Source organism: Pseudotabrizicola sp. 4114 (assembly GCF_031457365.1).
GTDB lineage: Bacteria > Pseudomonadota > Alphaproteobacteria > Rhodobacterales > Rhodobacteraceae > Pseudotabrizicola.
The window spans coordinates 53,115-70,144 of record NZ_JAVDWP010000013.1 but is presented as its reverse complement, the minus strand read 5'-3'; the positions used below and the strand labels follow the sequence as shown (position 1 = coordinate 70,144).

Here is a 17,030-nt window from a genome sequence, read left to right as displayed (position 1 = left end):
GCCGGGCAGATATGCTACGTGTTAGACGCCGATGCGCCCAAACCGCCCACATATCCCTTCATCACATTCAATTTTCAAAGAGCATGAAGACAAAACAAAATCGAGGCGCTAATCTCTTAGCGTTTCCCGAACCGCCGCATCTTCTGATTTTCCGACCTTCCGCTCCGCCTTCCGATCCGCGTTTCCGCATCCCGTCGTCTTCGCTTCCGTCCGTCACCGTCGCTGTTTCGCTTCGGTGAGGCGGTATTTACGGAGAGCACGCGGCGCCCGCAAGAGCAAAAATCGCAGACAGTCGCATTTTTTTCACAAAGCCCAAAAAACACTCAAAATCTAGGGGTTGGAGTAATTTTGGACACAAGTCATCCTGCGCTGCGGCAACATTCTTGCGCCCGCAGCATCGCCCGTTTGCCTGCAGGATCAGTTATCCACAGACTCAGGCCCGCAGCGGCCGGGGCAGTCGCAGCCGCAAGAGCAAGACCGCAGCGACGGCCCCCGCATAGAGCAAGGGCTCGGCCGGCCAGCCCTTCACCAGAATCACGAAATGCGCCGCACCCGCCCCAGCCGCCACATAGGCCAGCCGGTGCAGCCGCCGCCATCTGGCCGCCCCAAGCCGCCGGATCGCCGCATTGGTCGAGGTCACGGCCAGCGGCAGCATCGCCAGCAGCCCCACCATCCCCAGGATGATATAGGGCCGCTTGTACAGATCGCGCAGGATCTCGTCCCAGCGCAGGCCCATGTCCAGCACGACCCAGGCCAGAAAGTGCAGCGCAATATAGAAGAACGCCATCACCCCCAGCGCCCGGCGGAACCGCAGCAGGTTCAGCCCCAGCCGCCGCAGGGGCGAAATGCACAGCGAGGCCAGCAGAAACTGCAGCCCCCACAGCCCCAGCTTCAGCTCGATCGCCTTCACCGGGTCCGCGCCCAGCTGGTTGGTCGCCGCGGCCCAGACCAGCCAGACCAAGGGGATCGTGGCCCCGGCCCAGACCACCCCGGTCGGGACACGGCGGGCAAGGGCATTGATACGGTCGGTCACAGCAGCAGCCATCAGGTCAGCGCCATCAGAAGTCTTTGCTCAGGTCCATCCCGGCATAAAGCCCGGCCACCTCATCGCCATAGCCGTTGAACATCAGCGTATCCTCGCGCCCGGCAAAGAGACCGGCCCCGACCCGCCGCTCACTGGCCTGAGACCAGCGCGGATGGCTCATCTCGGGGTTCACATTGCTATAGAACCCGTATTCACGGGCGTTCTGCATGTTCCATGTGGTTTCGGGCTGCGTATCGGTCAGGCGGATGCTGACAATCGACTTGATCGACTTGAAGCCATACTTCCACGGCACCACCAGCCGGATCGGCGCGCCGTTCTGGTTCGGCATCGCCTCACCATAAAGGCCGGTCGCCAGAATCGTCAGCGGATGCATCGCCTCATCCAGCCGCAAGCCTTCGCGGTACGGCCAGTCCAGGCTGCGGGTCGTTTGCCCCGGCATCTCTTCGGGGCGCACCAGTGTCTCGAACGCCACATATTTCGCACCGGGCTGCACCCCGGCCTTGGTCAGCAGATGCGCCAGTTCAAACCCGATCCACGGGATCACCATCGACCAGGCCTCGACGCAGCGGAAGCGATAGATCCGCTCCTCCAGCGGCGCATCCTTCAGAATGTCGTCCAGCCCATAACTGCCGGGACGGTCGACCATGCCGCCGATCTCCACCGCCCAGGGGTCGGTCGTCAGCAGGCGGGCATTGCGGGCCGGGTCGCCCTTGTCCCACCCAAACTCATAGAAGTTGTTATAGGTGGTGATCTCCGACAGCGTGTTCGGCGCGGCATCGGTGGAGAACCGGCTTTTCGCCGCCTCGATCTTTGCCAGCGCCGGGGTCGCCAGCAGCGCCGCCCCCCCCGCCATCAGCTGCCGCCGGTTGAGCCATTGCGGCTTTGGCGTCACATCCGACCAGCTCAACCCACGCACCATGACCATAATCCCCCTTGGCTTTTGCGCCAGAATGACCAGCCGCGCGCAGAAATCAAAGCAAACCTGCTCACAGCTGCGGCATGGCCCTGTAACATCGCGCTCACGCCCGATCACCCCGCGTCACAGGTTTTTGACTGGAAACCGCCGCGCGCCCCGGCTTAGCGCCCGCCCCCCGGCAGGCAAGCCACGCTCACCGGAATGTTGCCCTGATCCGCACGCTTTGCCGCGCCATATACGGCAGGCCAATCCAGGCGATGATCAAACGGGAGTGACCTATGATCCGCAGAACCTTTCTTGCCATGACAACTGCCCTTGCCTTTGCAGCCCCAGCCTTTGCTGACAACCACAGCAAGGATATCGTTGACACCGCAGTCGAGGCCGGCACCTTCACCACCCTCGCCGCCGCCCTCACCGCAGCCGGTCTGGTCGAGACGCTGAAAGGCGAAGGCCCCTTCACCGTCTTCGCCCCCACGGATGAGGCGTTTGCCGCCCTGCCCGCAGGCACCGTCGACACCCTGCTGCTGCCCGAAAACAAGGATCAGCTGACCGCGATCCTGACCTATCACGTCGTGCCGGGCAAAGTGATGTCCACCGACCTGACCGAAGGCCAGACCGCCGCCACCGTCAACGGCGCCGATGTCACCATCACGCTCGACGGCGGCGCCAAGGTCAACGGCGCCACCATCACCACCGCTGACATCGAGGCCTCCAACGGTGTGATCCACGTGATCGACACCGTCATCATGCCACCGATGTAATCGGCCCTCTGTAATCAGTACTCCGGGGGGCGCGCACCGCGCGCCCCCCGAACCCTGCGGTAACCACCCCGCGTCATGCTCGCAGCCCTCAGTGACAGGAGCCGCCGCATGACCACCCCCCGCGCCAACACCGACATCCGCCTGATCCCGATTGCCGAAATCGACGCCAATGCCCTCCCCCGCGACCGCCGCGTGATGGCCGAAGCCGACATCACCACCCTGCAAGACTCGATCCGCGACAGCGGCCTGCGCCAGCCGGTCGAGGTCTTTGCCCAATCCACCCCGAAGCCCCCGTTCGTCTATGGCCTGATCTCGGGCTTCCGCCGCCTCACCGCGGTCACGCGCCTTGGGCACACCACTGTGCCGGCCTTTGTGCGAGAGCCGGAGACCTATGATCAGGCCTTTGCCGAAATGGTCGGCGAGAATGAGATCCGGGTCCAGATCAGCCCGTGGGAAAAGGCCCGCCTCGTCAGGACAGCGGTCGAGGGCTTCTACTATCCCACCCCCGACGCCGCCATCGCCGCCCTCTTCCCCATGCTCTCGCGCCAGTCGCACTACCGCATGCGCAGCCATGTCGACGTGATCGAGGCGCTTGGCGGCACCCTCAAGACGCCCGAACAGCTCTCCAGCCGCCAGCTCGACCGCATCGCCATCGCCGTGCGCAACGGCTGGGAAAACCTGCTGCTCGCCGCGCTGGACCCGCTGCGCGCCCCCAGCCTCGACACCCAGTGGCAGGCCATCCTGCCGATCCTGACCGAAAGCACCACCGCCAAAACCACCGCAGACAGCACCCGCCCCCGCCGCCTGCTGCACCTGAAAAAAGGCCTCACCATCCGCCGCGAACTCACCCCCCACGGCTACGCCCTGCGGTTCTCAGGGCCAGAAGCGCGCAAGGGAGGGATGATGGATGACGTGATGGATTATGTGGAACGGTGGTTTCAGAGTGAGTGAAGGGGGGGAAGGAAATAGAGATGGAAGTTTCTCAGGGAGCCAAATGAAAAGATGAGGCATCAAAGTGTAAGCCTCAGTCTATTTCATCGCTTCTCCAGAAACTGTCGGTATCGGTATCTCAATTCCGGTTGCATCTTTGTAGTGATCGAACGATTGCATAATGGCTGCAACTAACAATGCAGCCGTTTTGTGAGTCATATGAATACCCACAAGTTCAAGCGTTGTAGAATCCAGCTCTTCAACACCGAGTATTATTTTTATCCCATTGTCGCTGAGGGCCAAGTTTATTGAGTCGCATGGCAAATATTTAAAATCGTGAGTCCGCTCTGATTTGCGAGCGTTAGATTGCGTATTCGGCTGTGTCATATTTGACCTCATCAGACGTTATCTTAGACACTGTCTTTGATTGACTCCTAACAGACAGCACCCATTGAGAGCTTTGCTCACTAGCTTGAATGGTCTTGCGATAGCCCTTAAATTCTGCACTTTTAACCCATTCTGGCCGCTTCTGATTTGACTTAGCTTTCGCCAGTTCGTCAACCAATTCCACACCCACAAACTTTCCGCGCATCGCAAATACAAGCTCGCTAAGAGTATCCAGAGTTAGATTTCCGGGGCCACCAAGCCATCTAGTAATTTGCTCGGGTCTCTTATTTAACATTTTTGCGAGATCAGATTTAGTCAGCTCGCACTTTTCAAATTCCTCCAAAAGCATACTATGCGCCTTATTTCGGTTTCGCGCTCTTACAAAAGCTAAATCGACTAATGCGATCTTCTCACCTTTAGCCGGCTTAGACAGTAAGCGCCTTTTCAGAAAAGTAGACATTTAACTCGTCTCCAAATAGTCTCTTTCTGGACGGGAAAAGACAATCCCACTTGGCGATAGCCGCCTCACGCGCATTGGCCCACTCTCTACTGCCCGGCCCGCCCAAATCCTTACGGCATCTAGTCAAAAGAGCTACAAACACATCCCTTTGGTAAAACGCGCCAAAAACTCTAAGCGCTGGCTTCGGCGCAACACTTCGAATGGCCCACATGCCGTACTCAATCGGATCAATTCTGGCCATGAATGCGTTGTCGCCTTTGCTGTAGGGTTCGAGCCCAACAGGCACAGTCCAACCCGAAACATATCGGTCAAAATCGGCTTCAAGATTTGCATATCGAAGCGCTACGTTTGGGTCAGTCCAGACATCTGGGTCAAACTCATCATTGATCTCCTTCGTAAGAAAAAGAACTCTGCCACAGGAGTCCCCTGGAAGTTGCGGCTCCCAGAGCAAGAGCTCGCCGTCATCCAACCTTTCCTGCAACATGGTCATCATTGATTTATAAGTCAATCCCATTTACAAAAAGTGAAGATCCGCCCCATATTCTCATCGAGACGATGACCCGACAAAGTCGATCGTATGTCACATACTTAGTCAAGAGATTGTACTTGTCAGCTCAAACCCGCTCCACACCCCCACCCCAAGCCCGCCGCGCCACCGCCAACTCCCAGCCCTTCTGCAAGTTCATCCAGAACTCAGCACTGGTGCCCAGCGCGGCGGCCAGCCGCAGCGCGGTGTCGCCGGTCACGCTCCGCCGACCGGCGACGATTTCGCTGATCCGGTTGGCGGGCACGCCGACGCGCCGCGCCAGTTCGGCAGCGCTCAACCCCAGCGCGGCCAGAAATTCCGCACCCAGCACCTCACCCGGATGCACGGGGTCGATTCTCAACATAGGTTTCACCGCCATGGCCATCTGCCCATTTCTATCTGAAACTTCTCTCACGGCACCTGCAAGGATGTTGTAGGGCGGGGTTCACCCCGCCACCCGCCGTAGGGTGGGTGATTCACCCACCATCCCACACCCCAAACCTTAACAACCCCTTAATTTCACACCCATAACCCATTGAAAACAAAAACACCTCCCCCCTGTAACACAGGGGGAAGGTGCGGGCAGAGGGGCGTCCCCAACCAGAGGTCAGTGCACCACAGCCTCCACCGGACGCGCCCGGCGGCTGGCCGAGACGCGGTCGCCGATGATCAGCCCTTCCGGCCCGGCCCCGACCACCACCGTCGCCCCATCGAGCACGTCGCCCGACAGGATCATTTCAGCGAGGGGGTCCTGCAGGTGCCGCTGGATCACCCGCTTCAAGGGCCGCGCCCCGAACACCGGGTCGTAGCCCTCATCCGCCAGCCAGGCCCGCGCGGCATCGTCCAGCTCCAGCGTGATCTTCCGCGCCGCCAGCCGTTTCTCCAGCCGTTTCATCTGGATCAGCACGATCCCCGCCATATCGGCGCGGTTCAGGCGGTCAAAGATCACCTGCTCGTCCAGCCGGTTCAGAAACTCCGGCCGGAAGTGCTGCCGCACCGCCTCCATCACCTCGGCCCGTGCCAGCCCCTGATCCGCCCCTTCCGGCAGCTCTGACAAGGCCCGCGCCCCAAGGTTGGAGGTCAGGATGATCAGCGTCTGCTTGAAATCCACCGTCCGCCCCTGCCCGTCGGTCAGCACCCCATCGTCGAGCACCTGCAACAGCACGTTGAACACATCCGGATGCGCCTTTTCGACCTCATCAAACAGCACCACTTGATACGGCCGGCGCCGCACCGCCTCGGTCAGCACCCCGCCCTCGTCATAGCCGACATAGCCGGGCGGCGCGCCGATCAGCCGGGAAACCGCGTGTTTCTCCATGAACTCCGACATATCAATGCGGACCATGGCCGAGTCATCGTCAAACAGATACTCCGCCACCGCCTTGGTCAGCTCGGTTTTCCCCACGCCCGTTGGGCCGAGGAACAGGAAAGACCCCAGCGGCCGGTTCTCGTCGTTCAGCCCCGCCCGCGCCCGGCGCACGGCATTGGCCACGGCGACAAGCGCCGGCTGCTGGCCGACCACCCGCTTGCCCAGCTCTTCTTCCATCCGCAGCAGTTTTTCGCGCTCGCCTTCCAGCATCTTGGTCGTCGGAATGCCGGTCCAGCGTTCCACCACCTCGGCAATCTGCTCGGGCCGCACCGCCTCTGATACCAAGGCGTCACCCTCGCGCGCCTCTGCCTCAGCCAGCGACTTCTCCAGCCCCGGAATGGTGCCGTATTGCAGCTCGCCAGCCTTGGCGAAATCGCCCTCGCGCTTGGCCTGCTCCAGCTCGGCGCGGGCGCGGTCAAGGTGCTCTTTCAGATCACGTGCCGCCTCCAGCGAGTCGCGCTCGGCCTGCCATTTGGCGGTCATCGAGTCGGACTGCTCTTTCAGATCGGCCAGTTCCTTTTCCAGCTTTTCCAGACGATCGCGGCTGGCGGCATCATCCTCTTTCTTCAACGCCTCGGATTCGATCTGCAATTGCAGGATCTGCCGGTCCAGCTGGTCCAGCTCTTCGGGCTTGCTGTCCACCTCCATCCGCAACCGGCTGGCGGCTTCGTCCACCAGGTCGATCGCCTTGTCGGGCAAAAAGCGGTCGGTGATGTAGCGGTGCGACAGCGTCGCCGCCGCCACCAGCGCCGAGTCGGAAATCCGCACGCCATGGTGCAGCTCATACTTCTCCTTGATCCCGCGCAGGATAGAAATCGTGTCTTCAACCGTCGGCTCATTCACCATCACCGGCTGGAACCGGCGGGCCAGGGCCGCGTCTTTTTCCACATACTTGCGATATTCATCCAGCGTGGTGGCCCCCACGCAGTGCAATTCCCCCCGCGCCAAGGCGGGTTTGATCAGGTTGGCCGCGTCCATCGCGCCATCGGATTTGCCCGCGCCGACCAGCGTGTGCATCTCGTCGATGAACAGGATGATCTCGCCATCCGCCGAAGTCACCTCGTTCAGCACGGCTTTCAGCCGCTCTTCAAACTCGCCGCGATACTTCGCGCCGGCGATCAGCGCGCCCATGTCCAAAGCCATCAGCTTCTTGTTGCGCAACGATTCCGGCACGTCGCCGTCGATGATGCGCAGGGCCAGCCCCTCGGCAATCGCGGTTTTCCCCACGCCCGGTTCGCCGATCAGCACCGGGTTGTTCTTGGTGCGCCGCGACAGAACCTGCATGGTGCGGCGGATTTCCTCATCCCGCCCGATGATCGGGTCAATCTTGCCCTCGGCTGCGGCTTCGGTCAGATCGCGCGCATATTTCTTCAGCGCGTCATAGCCCTGCTCGGCACTCGCGGTATCGGCGGTGCGGCCCTTGCGAATGTCATTGATCGCGGCATTGAGCTTTTGCGGCGTGACCGCCCCGGCATCCAGGCAGGTCTTGGCCGCACCCGGCACCATGGCAAAGGCCATCAGGATGCGTTCGACCGGCACAAAACTGTCACCCGCCTTTTTCGCCAGCTTTTCCGCCTCGTCCAGCACCTTGACCAGCGACGAATCGGTGAAGGGCTGCGCATCGCCCGACACGCGCGGCAGCTTTTTCAGCGCGGCATCCACCGCGTCGATCACCCGCGCGGGTTCACCCCCGGCGCGGCGGATCAGGTTCGCGGCCATGCCCTGATCGTCATCCATGATGGCTTTCAGCAGATGCTCGGCCGTCAGGCGCTGATGATTTTCCCGCATTGCAATGGTTTGCGCGGCCTGAAGGAACCCGCGCGACCGTTCCGTGAACTTTTCCAGGTTCATCGGTCATTCTCCTTTTGCTGGCACCGCTCGCCCATGCCCAACACTGGCACATGGAACTCCGGCCTCGGATCAGACATGGGATGCCACAGCGCTTGATGCAAGATTGCAACAGGCCGGTTGCGCAGATTCTCCTGCGCCCGCCCGCGCCCGATTGTCTCAGGCATCGCGCGTCAATGACATTGGCGGGGCGTAACGGCCCAACCCGGCGCAGGTGGAACAAATCCGCCGATGGTGCCGGTCCGGATCGGCGGGAATGGGTCAACCCAGACCCCTAAACCGTACCATGGGTTGCACCAGCGCACCGGGGTGCAGACACTTGCGGGCAAAAGAACAGGCGAACGGACGAGCAGCCGGATCGCTTCTGCCGCGAAAGGGCACTCTATGTATGATCTGTTGCAACCCCTGATTCACAAGGCTGCCGTGCATGACATCTCGGTGCATGTCGCCCGCACCGGCCTGTCGATCGGCAGCGAGGCCGAGCTGCACCCGCTGCCCGATGGCCGTGTCGGCGTCTTTGCCCGGCTCAGCCGCCGCTTTCTTGGGTTCATCCCGCGTCAGGTGACACTGCTGATCGGCGTGCTGGGGCCGCAGGCCAGTGCCCTGATCGCGCCCGCGGTGGAACGGGGTGAGCTGTTGCGGGTCCGCATTGTCGGCCTGACGCCCGAACATCTGACCGCGCCGGGCTTTGGCCCCGAGGTTCATGTCTCGGTCTGGGGCGACCCAAAGCATATTGCGGTCTGGGCGCATGACGGCACCGTATCGACCCCGCCACCGCTGAAGTCCGAAGGGCCGGTCACCTGACCCCTACCCCGGCAGCGCATAGCGCACATAGGCAAAGGCGCTGCCATCCGGGGCCCAGTTTGGCACATTCATCGTGCCCTGCCCGCCGTTGATCTCGATCAGCCGCTGCCGGTTGCTGCCATCCGGGTCCATCCGGCAGATCGCCACCGGCAGATCGGCAGGGTGGCCAAGCGTGCCGGGCGGATAGGCCAGCCAGATCACATGCCGCCCGCAGGGCGACGGATGCGGGAACCAGTTGACCTGATCATCCGCAAACAGCTTGCGCTGACCGCTGCCATCCGCCGCCATGACCCAGATCTGGGCATGGCCATCGCGGTCGCAGTTGTAATAGATCGAGGCCCCGTCCGGGCTGTAATCCGGCCCGTCGCAATGGCCCTCGCCCATCGTCAGCCGGGTTTCCGTGCCGCCCGCGACCGGCAGGGTATAGACATCAATCACCCGGTTGGCCCCTCGCGCCGCCACATACACCAGCGTTGCGCCATCGGGCGACCAGCCGTGCCACCAGCTTGGTGCCTCGGGCGACACGCGACGCGGCACGCCGCCGCCTGCCGCCACCAGATAAATCTCTGACCCGATGCTGCGATGGTGGCTGGAGATCGCCCAGAGCTTGCCATCGGGCGAGATGCCGTGGTCGTTGTTCAGCCGCCCGACCCCATCCAGATCAATCGCCTGCAAGGCGGGCGCCTCCAGCGGCACGCGAAACAGCCCGCCCTCGCCATTGATCAGCAGATAGCCGCCACAGGGCGACCAGTTCGGTGCTTCGATATGGCGGTCGGTCTGCAACACCACCCGAGGCTCCCCCCGCGCCAGATCCCAGATTTCCAGCGATGACCTCATTCGCGGGCCTTTGGCGTCAGCAATCGGGCCGGGCGCATCGCCTCGGCCGCCTTGAACAGGCCAAAGGTCTGGTTGACGTAATTCACCACCCCGCCGATCTTTTCCATATAGGCCGCAAGCTCCGGCGTGCGCTCGGCCTCGACCACCTGCACCGCGCGGCTGGGATCATCGCCCTCAAACTGGCAATAAAACAGCGGCTCGCCGCGTTTCAGGATGATATCCTTTTCCGGCTCATGCCATTCAAACGCCCACATCAAGGGGCGCGGCCAGACATTCAGCGGAAACCGCCCGCCAAAGATCGTGCCGGGCAGCGGGTCTTTGCGGTAATGCGCAAAGGTGCCAAGCTGGGTGATGTAGCACATCTCGTCGGCGATAAAGCAGTAGGGCAGCATCAGCTGCACCGTGGGCCGGTCGGGATAGCGCCACTCCGCCTCGTTCACCAGCGTCAGCAAATCCCCCAGCTTGTTGCCCCGCACCGGGCTGGCGGTGCCAAGCCGGTTGACCAGCTGCGCCTTGCCCTTGTCATCGCGTTTGAACCCGATGTGCAGGTCAAACGGGCATTTCACCATGAAATACCGGCTTTCCAGCTGGATCACCGCCGGGCAGCGGCTGGCGCTTTTGGCATGGGCCTTGTTGGTCTGGCGAAACATGATCCTCTCGGGCGGGTCATACATCACCGCGCCCTTGTCTGATGTCAGAAACCAGCCCACGGTCAGCGGGCCCGATTTCGGACCCTCTGCCGGACGGTCAAATGTAACTGTGAAATCCATACCTGCCTCGCGAAACCCTTGTCTTTGACCAAAGACTCTGCGTTTCGCACGGTTGCGTCAAGCCATCCGCTATCGCGCCGCAGGCTCGGACAGCGCCACGCGCAGATCACGCAGCCGCCCGCCATCGGTGCGCCGCCCCACCCGCGCGGCAAAGCCGAAATCCACCACCGGCCCCGAATCGATCACCGGCGCCGAGCAAGAGGCGTGAATCTCGCGCAGCGGCAGGCTGCGCAACGGCGCAAGGGTCTCGGCAGAAATGCCAGAGCCGGGCATCACGATGATCCGCCCCCGCGCCTGCGCCATCAGGCTGGCCAGACGGTCCGCGCCTTCGGCCGCCGTGCGCGCGCCGCCGCTGGTCAGAATGCGATGAAAGCCCAGCTCGACCGCCTCTTCCAACGCGGCGGAAAAGTCGGGCACCAGATCAAAGCAGCGATGCAGCGTCAGCCCCACCCCCTTTGCCCGCGCAATCAGCAGCCCCAGCACATCGGTATCCAGCCGACCGTCCGGCCTGCTGGCCCCCAGCACCACGCCCTGCATCCCGGCCCGGCAGGCCGCCTCGATATCGGCTTCCATCACCGCGATTTCATCCGGCGACCAGACAAAATGGCCAGACCGTGGCCGGATCATCGCGTAAATCGGCACCCCTGCCCCCGCTGCGCGCCGCATCATCCCGACCGAGGGCGTCAGCCCGCCGATATCCAGCGCCGAACACAGCTCGACCCGCCCGGCCCCGGCCCGGATCGCCTCGGCCAGCCCTTCGGTGGTATCGACGCAAACTTCAATCATCACCGTCATGTCGCAAAGGCCTCCCGCCCGGCTTCGGCCGCCCCGATCAACCCCGGCTCGGGGCGGCACAGCGCGGGCACGACCAGCGGCGCATCGGTCTGCCGCAGGATCGCGGCGCGCAGCCGCTGATCCAGCGCGGTCAGCAGGGCCGGCACATTCGACAAACCGCCGCCCACCGGCACCACCGACGCGCCGACCACGTTCAGCACCAGGGCAAGCGGCGGCGTGATCAGATCCAGCCACAGCGCCACGGTCTGCCCGGCCCGCGTGTCCCCCGCCTGCCACCCGGTCAGAATAGCGGTCGAGGCCGCAGTCTCACCATGCAAACCATGGTGCAGCTTTTCCAATCCTCGCGCCCCGCAGACCGCATCGACACAGCCACGCTGACCGCAGCCGCAGGGCAGGTTCCACGGCGCGGCCACCACCGCGCCATGCCCCCACTCTCCGGCAAATCCGCCCGCGCCCTGCACCAGCCGCCCGTCGATCACCAGACCGCCGCCCACGCCGGTCCCCAGAATCACGCCAAACACCGTGCGGTGCCCGCGCCCCGCGCCTTGCCGCTGTTCGGCCAGTGCAAAGCAATCGGCATCATTCAGCACCAGAACCGGCAGGCGCAGCGCGGCGGTAATCTCTTCCGACAGCACCCGGCCATCGGCGCAGGGAATGTTCGCCACCTTGATCCGCCCGGTTTCCGGCGCAACCACCCCGGCGATGGAAATCGCCACGCCCTGCAACGCATGCGCCGAGGCAAAGCCGGAAAGCGCCGCAAGGAACGCGTCGAAATCCGCTCCCGGCGTCGGACAATCGCCCAAAGCCGTGATCCGCCCCGCTGTCGCCAGTGCCGCCTTGATCCGCGACCCACCGATGTCAAAGCACAGGATCATCGCACGCCCCTTGTTCTGTCCGGCTATGGCTTGACACCTGTTGCCCGCCGCCGCAAGACGCTTGGAACCCAACACAAGGAGCCCTGCCATGTCCGATGATCGCCTGATCGTGGCACTTGATGTGCCCAATGTGGTGCAGGGGCTGGAACTGGCCGCCCGCATCGGCAAGGCCGCCAGCTTTTACAAGATCGGCCTTGGCATGCTGACCGGGGGCGGCTTTGCGCTTGCCAACGAGCTGAAGCAGGAACACGGCAAGCGCATCTTTCTGGACATGAAGCTGTTCGACATCGGCGCCACGGTCGAGGCGGCAGTGCGCGGCATTGCGCAATATGACCTCGATTTCCTGACCGTTCATGGCGACCCGCAGGTGGTGCGCGCCGCGCAAGAGGGCAAGGGCGGCACCGGGCTGAAGATTCTGGCGGTCACCATCCTCACCTCGCTCGACCGCCGCGATCTGGATGACAACTGCATCAAGCCGGGCGACATTCACGCCATCACGCTGGAACGCGCCGCCCGCGCGCTGGCCGCCGGGGCCGATGGTGTGATCGCCAGCCCGCAAGAGGCCGCGCTGATCCGCGCCCTGCCCGAAGCGGCGGGCAAGCTGATCGTCACCCCCGGCATCCGCCCGGCGGGCAGCGACAACGGCGACCAGAAGCGCATCGCTACCCCGGCGCAGGCGATTGCGGACGGGGCCGATCACATCGTCGTCGGCCGCCCGGTGTGGCAGGCCAAAGACCCGGCCGAGGCCGCGCGGCGGGTGGTGGCGGAACTGCCGGCGCGCTGACGCGCAGGCTCACCTGCGGGCGAAACCCCGCCCCTGCAAGCCCCGTACCAGCGTCATGACGTTTGCCATACGTCTGCCATACCCGGATCAGACGTGCGCCATACCGGCAAACGTGCGGTTTCACCCGGTTTCCGGCCCTTCATCAAGGCTTCACTTGCGCGACTCCCCTCGTTTCGGCTTATATGCCGGATCATTTGACGAGAGATGTTATGCAAGACGGAACCGCCCCACAGACGCCAGACCTGCCCGCAGCGCAGGAGTTTACCGACCCCGCCGCCGCCGTTGACCGGCTGCAAGAGCTTTACACTGCAGCCACCGCCTATCTGGCTGACCATTTCAGCGCCACGGTTACCCAAGGCAAGCCGCAGACCCGCATCCGCGCCTTTTATCCCGAAATCCGCCTGCGGGTGACCAGCCATACCAAGGCCGACTCGCGCCTGTCCTTTGGCCATGTTGCCAGCCCCGGCACCTATGCCACCACCGTCACCCGCCCCGATCTGTTCCGCAACTACCTGATTCAACAGCTGACCCTGCTGATGGAAAACCACGGCGTCCCGGTTCAGATCGGCCCGTCGGAAACCCCGATCCCGGTGCATTTTGCCGTTGCCGGAAACCCTGCCGTATCAGTCCCGCAAGAGGGTGTGCTGGAATTCAGCCTGCGCGATGTGTTTGATGTACCGGATCTGGCCACCACCAATGACGACATCGTCAACGGCATGCGCAGCGAAAACCCCGACGGCTCGATGCCGCTGGCGCCGTTCACCGCGCAGCGGGTGGATTATTCGCTGGCCCGGCTGGCGCATTACACCGCGACCGATCCGCAGCATTTCCAGAACCATGTTCTGTTCACCAACTATCAGTTTTATGTCGATGAATTCGAGGCTTATGCAAGGCAGGTGCTGGCCGATCCGTCGCAGGGCTACACCGCCTTTGTCGCCACCGGCAACCAGATCATCACCACCGCAGATGGTGTGCTGAACCCGGTCGCCAAGCTGCCACAGATGCCGACCTATCACCTGAAGCGTGCCGATGGGCAGGGCATCACGCTGGTCAATATCGGCGTCGGCCCCTCCAACGCCAAGACCGCCACCGACCACATCGCCGTGCTGCGCCCGCATGCCTGGCTGATGGTCGGGCACTGTGCGGGCCTGCGCAACAGCCAGTCGATGGGCGATTTCGTGCTGGCCCATGCCTATCTGCGCGAAGACCATGTGCTGGACGACGATCTGCCGGTCTGGGTGCCGATCCCGGCGCTGGCCGAGATCCAGATCGCGCTGCAGGAAGCGGTGGCCGAGGTGACCCAGCTGGAAGGGTATGAGCTCAAACGCATCATGCGCACCGGCACCGTCGCCACCATCGACAACCGCAACTGGGAGCTGCGCGATCAGTCCGGCCCGGTCAAGCGCCTGTCCCAATCGCGCGCGATTGCGCTGGATATGGAAAGCGCCACGATCGCGGCAAACGGCTTCCGGTTCCGGGTGCCCTATGGCACGCTTTTGTGCGTGTCAGACAAGCCGTTGCACGGCGAGCTCAAGCTGCCGGGCATGGCCAGCGATTTTTACAAAACTCAGGTCAGCCGCCACCTGCAGATCGGCATCCGCGCAATGGAACGCCTGCGGTTGATGCCGATTGAACGTATCCACAGCCGGAAGTTGCGCAGCTTTGAGGAAACCGCCTTCCTATAAACCGCTCATTTTCAACCCTGGCGCACGGTTTGGGCTTGATCTGCGCGGAAAAAACCTGTGTAGCGGAACCCGTCGCCGGTAACGGCCAACCAACATCTCCGGCCCGTCCAGTGGCGGCGGCCTGCAATAAGGAAGAAGAACATGACGACGAAACCGATGACCAAAACCCAACTCGTGGCTGCAATTGCTGAAACCATGGGCGCCGACAAGAAAACCGCTGGTTCGGCACTGGATGCCATCATCGACGTAGTGACCCGTGAAGTCGCTGCCGGCGGCGCAGTCACCCTGCCGGGTCTGGGCAAAGTTGCCTGCAAGGCCCGCCCCGAGCGTCAGGTCCGCAACCCAGCCACCGGCGAAACCATGACCAAGCCAGCTGACAAGCAAGTGAAATTCGCCATCGCCAAGGCCCTCAAAGACAGCGTCAACGCCTGATATTTTCAGTCGTTTCTGCACGCCGGTTACACAGGGGCGCCCATCGGGCGCCCCTTTTTGCTTCCCCACGGGGAACCGGCCTGCCGCGCCGCATCCGCGGGCGGTGATCCGTCAACCTCATCGTTGAAACAAACTTCACGCAAGCTTTGCTGGCCTGTGATCCGACACCACGGCATTCTGCCGGCATCCTTTGAAGGAGCGAAGCAATGCAACTGTCAGATCTGAAGCGCCTGATTGCGCCGGTTACTCTGCCAAAACCGCTGAGCCTGCCGCCGGTCGGGGCACGGCCTTAGCCGATCACGCCACGCTGCCCGCCGGTCTGACCGCGATCCAGCAGCAGATGGTCCAGCAACACGCAGGCCATCATCGCCTCTCCCACCGGCACCGCGCGGATGCCGACGCAGGGGTCGTGTCGACCCTTGGTGATCAGGTCGATTTCCTCGCCGCGCTGGTTGATGGTCTGGCGCGGGGTCAGGATGCTGGAGGTCGGCTTGACTGCAAAGCGGCAGATGACCGGCTGTCCGGTCGAGATGCCGCCCAGAATACCCCCCGCATGGTTTGACAGAAACTCCGGCCCGTCTGGCCCCATGCGGATCTCGTCGGCGTTGTCCACGCCGGTCAGGGTTGCGGCGGCCATGCCGTCGCCGATCTCTACCGCCTTGACCGCATTGATGCTCATCATCGCGCCAGCCAGATCGCTGTCGAGCTTGGCATAGAGCGGCGCACCAAGGCCCGCAGGAACACCTGTCGCGATCACCTCGATCACCGCCCCGACCGAATTGTGCGACAGGCGCAGCTCATCCAGATAGGCAGCCCAGTCGGTTGCGGCCACGGGATCGGGGCACCAGAACGGGTTGCTTGCCACCTCGGCCAGATCGACGCGGCTGCGGTCGATGGCGCGGGGGCCCATCTGGACCATGTAGCCGGTGATGGTCAGCCCGGGCATCTGCGCAGCCAGAGCCGCGCGGGCGATGCCGCCTGCGGCCACGCGCGAGGCAGTCTCGCGCGCCGAAGACCGCCCGCCGCCGCGATAGTCGCGGTGGCCGTATTTCTGATGATAGGTGATGTCGGCATGACCGGGGCGGAAGGCCTGCGCGATGTCGCCATAATCCTTGGACCGCTGGTCGGTGTTTTCGATCATCAGCTGGATAGCGGTGCCGGTGGTGCGGCCCTCGAACACGCCCGACAGGATGCGGACCTCATCGGGTTCTTTGCGTTGGGTGGTGAACTTGTTCTGCCCCGGCTTGCGCTTGTCCAGCCAGGGCTGGATGTCACCTTCCGTCAGGAGGATGCCGGGGGGGCAGCCGTCGACGGTGCAGCCGATGGCCGGGCCATGGCTTTCGCCCCATGTGGTCACGCGGAACAGGTGGCCGAAGGTGTTCAGGCTCATGGCAGTCTCCCCTATTGGTTCCGGTTTAGGGGAAAACGAAAGGGGAATGAAGCGGAGATTTTGCACGCGTCCCTTGTAGGGTGAAAGCTTTCTCGTTTTAGCGCAAACACTTAACCTAAGAATTGATGGCATGGCGATTCATGGTTTGCGTGAAGCCGTGGGCTTGAAGACTTCGGTTTCTGTCTGGAAGGTCTGTGCGCTGCTTTCCAGTCCGGGTTTTTTTGGGACCCGTCAATCAGACGCCTGGCAATGTGGTTCAGGTCGCGCTGACAGGACTGGCTGACGAAATCCAAAGCTTGGCAGGAGGGATGAGGGCCCCCTCACCACCACATTTCACCACCGCCCAGACCAGCAAACGCCCTGCCTTGATGGCACGCGCCGGTCTGCAAAGCCGGTCGACAGCGATACCGCGCCGC

Annotated in this window: 18 protein-coding genes; 6 read left to right on the top strand and 12 right to left on the bottom strand. The window is 63.0% G+C overall.

From position 1 onward, the window contains the following. Positions 1-433: 433 nt before the first annotated feature. Both msrQ and msrP read right to left on the bottom strand, forming a co-directional pair. On the bottom strand, positions 434-1,045 hold the full coding sequence (gene msrQ / locus J2X53_RS19565) for a protein-methionine-sulfoxide reductase heme-binding subunit MsrQ (RefSeq protein ID WP_349039175.1): 612 nt from the start codon (positions 1,043-1,045) through the stop codon (positions 434-436). A gap of 13 nt (positions 1,046-1,058) precedes the next feature. Next, on the bottom strand, positions 1,059-1,961 hold the full coding sequence (gene msrP / locus J2X53_RS19560) for a protein-methionine-sulfoxide reductase catalytic subunit MsrP (protein ID WP_349039180.1): 903 nt from the start codon (positions 1,959-1,961) through the stop codon (positions 1,059-1,061). Positions 1,962-2,239: 278 nt separating this feature from the next. Between msrP and J2X53_RS19555 the strand changes: the two genes are divergently transcribed. Both J2X53_RS19555 and J2X53_RS19550 read left to right on the top strand, forming a co-directional pair. Beyond that, entirely contained in the window at positions 2,240-2,722 is a 483-nt protein-coding gene (locus J2X53_RS19555) for a fasciclin domain-containing protein (RefSeq protein WP_118151237.1), read from the top strand. Between the two features lie 108 nt (positions 2,723-2,830). Next, positions 2,831-3,673 carry a ParB N-terminal domain-containing protein gene (locus J2X53_RS19550; protein WP_349039174.1) on the top strand — a complete coding sequence of 281 codons (843 nt, stop codon included), beginning with the start codon at positions 2,831-2,833 and terminating at the stop codon, positions 3,671-3,673. 78 nt (positions 3,674-3,751) lie between these two features. Here J2X53_RS19550 and J2X53_RS19545 read toward each other — a convergent pair whose 3' ends face one another. The 5 genes from J2X53_RS19545 to clpB form a co-directional block, all read right to left on the bottom strand. Next, positions 3,752-4,039, bottom strand: a complete 288-nt coding sequence (locus tag J2X53_RS19545; protein WP_349039173.1) for a hypothetical protein — start codon at positions 4,037-4,039, stop codon at positions 3,752-3,754. Continuing rightward, positions 4,014-4,499 (bottom strand): hypothetical protein, encoded by a 486-nt coding sequence (locus tag J2X53_RS19540; protein ID WP_349039172.1) that lies wholly within the window; start codon positions 4,497-4,499, stop codon positions 4,014-4,016. Before J2X53_RS19540 ends, J2X53_RS19545 begins: the two co-directional genes overlap by 26 nt. Continuing rightward, the gene (locus tag J2X53_RS19535; protein WP_349039171.1) at positions 4,465-4,989 is read right to left on the bottom strand and encodes a hypothetical protein; all 525 of its coding nucleotides are present in this window, start codon (positions 4,987-4,989) and stop codon (positions 4,465-4,467) included. Before J2X53_RS19535 ends, J2X53_RS19540 begins: the two co-directional genes overlap by 35 nt. Positions 4,990-5,113: 124 nt before the next feature. Beyond that, positions 5,114-5,389, bottom strand: coding sequence for a HigA family addiction module antitoxin (locus J2X53_RS19530; RefSeq protein WP_349039170.1), 276 nt, complete (start codon positions 5,387-5,389; stop codon positions 5,114-5,116). A 243-nt stretch (positions 5,390-5,632) separates the two neighbouring features. Continuing rightward, on the bottom strand, positions 5,633-8,245 hold the full coding sequence (clpB, locus tag J2X53_RS19525) for an ATP-dependent chaperone ClpB (protein WP_349039169.1): 2,613 nt from the start codon (positions 8,243-8,245) through the stop codon (positions 5,633-5,635). A 381-nt stretch (positions 8,246-8,626) separates the two neighbouring features. On the opposite strand from clpB, the gene J2X53_RS19520 reads away from it, so the two are divergent. Continuing rightward, positions 8,627-9,046, top strand: coding sequence for a hypothetical protein (locus J2X53_RS19520; RefSeq protein ID WP_118151247.1), 420 nt, complete (start codon positions 8,627-8,629; stop codon positions 9,044-9,046). Between the two features lie 3 nt (positions 9,047-9,049). Here J2X53_RS19520 and J2X53_RS19515 read toward each other — a convergent pair whose 3' ends face one another. From J2X53_RS19515 to J2X53_RS19500, 4 genes are all read right to left on the bottom strand, one after another. Continuing rightward, positions 9,050-9,883 carry a hypothetical protein gene (locus tag J2X53_RS19515; protein WP_349039168.1) on the bottom strand — a complete coding sequence of 278 codons (834 nt, stop codon included), beginning with the start codon at positions 9,881-9,883 and terminating at the stop codon, positions 9,050-9,052. Continuing rightward, a complete protein-coding gene (locus J2X53_RS19510) occupies positions 9,880-10,653 on the bottom strand; it encodes a hypothetical protein (RefSeq protein WP_349039167.1) in 774 nt (257 codons plus the stop codon). Before J2X53_RS19510 ends, J2X53_RS19515 begins: the two co-directional genes overlap by 4 nt. A gap of 69 nt (positions 10,654-10,722) precedes the next feature. After that, positions 10,723-11,448, bottom strand: a complete 726-nt coding sequence (locus J2X53_RS19505) for a copper homeostasis protein CutC (RefSeq protein WP_349039166.1) — start codon at positions 11,446-11,448, stop codon at positions 10,723-10,725. Beyond that, positions 11,445-12,323: an ROK family protein gene (locus J2X53_RS19500; RefSeq protein ID WP_349039165.1), complete on the bottom strand. Its 879-nt coding sequence runs from the start codon at positions 12,321-12,323 to the stop codon at positions 11,445-11,447. Before J2X53_RS19500 ends, J2X53_RS19505 begins: the two co-directional genes overlap by 4 nt. A gap of 88 nt (positions 12,324-12,411) precedes the next feature. Here J2X53_RS19500 and pyrF point away from each other — a divergent pair, with 88 nt between their 5' ends. The 3 genes from pyrF to J2X53_RS19485 all read left to right on the top strand — a co-directional run bounded on the left by pyrF (position 12,412) and on the right by J2X53_RS19485 (position 15,224). Next, complete coding sequence (gene pyrF / locus J2X53_RS19495) at positions 12,412-13,107, top strand: orotidine-5'-phosphate decarboxylase (RefSeq protein WP_349039164.1); 696 nt, start codon at positions 12,412-12,414, stop codon at positions 13,105-13,107. 209 nt (positions 13,108-13,316) lie between these two features. Then, positions 13,317-14,792, top strand: coding sequence for an AMP nucleosidase (locus J2X53_RS19490; RefSeq protein WP_349039163.1), 1,476 nt, complete (start codon positions 13,317-13,319; stop codon positions 14,790-14,792). Between the two features lie 141 nt (positions 14,793-14,933). Beyond that, positions 14,934-15,224, top strand: a complete 291-nt coding sequence (locus J2X53_RS19485; protein WP_304880324.1) for an HU family DNA-binding protein — start codon at positions 14,934-14,936, stop codon at positions 15,222-15,224. Positions 15,225-15,513: 289 nt separating this feature from the next. On the opposite strand, the gene aroC is transcribed toward J2X53_RS19485, so the two are convergent. Further along, positions 15,514-16,614 carry a chorismate synthase gene (gene aroC, locus J2X53_RS19480; RefSeq protein WP_349039162.1) on the bottom strand — a complete coding sequence of 367 codons (1,101 nt, stop codon included), beginning with the start codon at positions 16,612-16,614 and terminating at the stop codon, positions 15,514-15,516. Positions 16,615-17,030 lie beyond the last annotated feature (416 nt).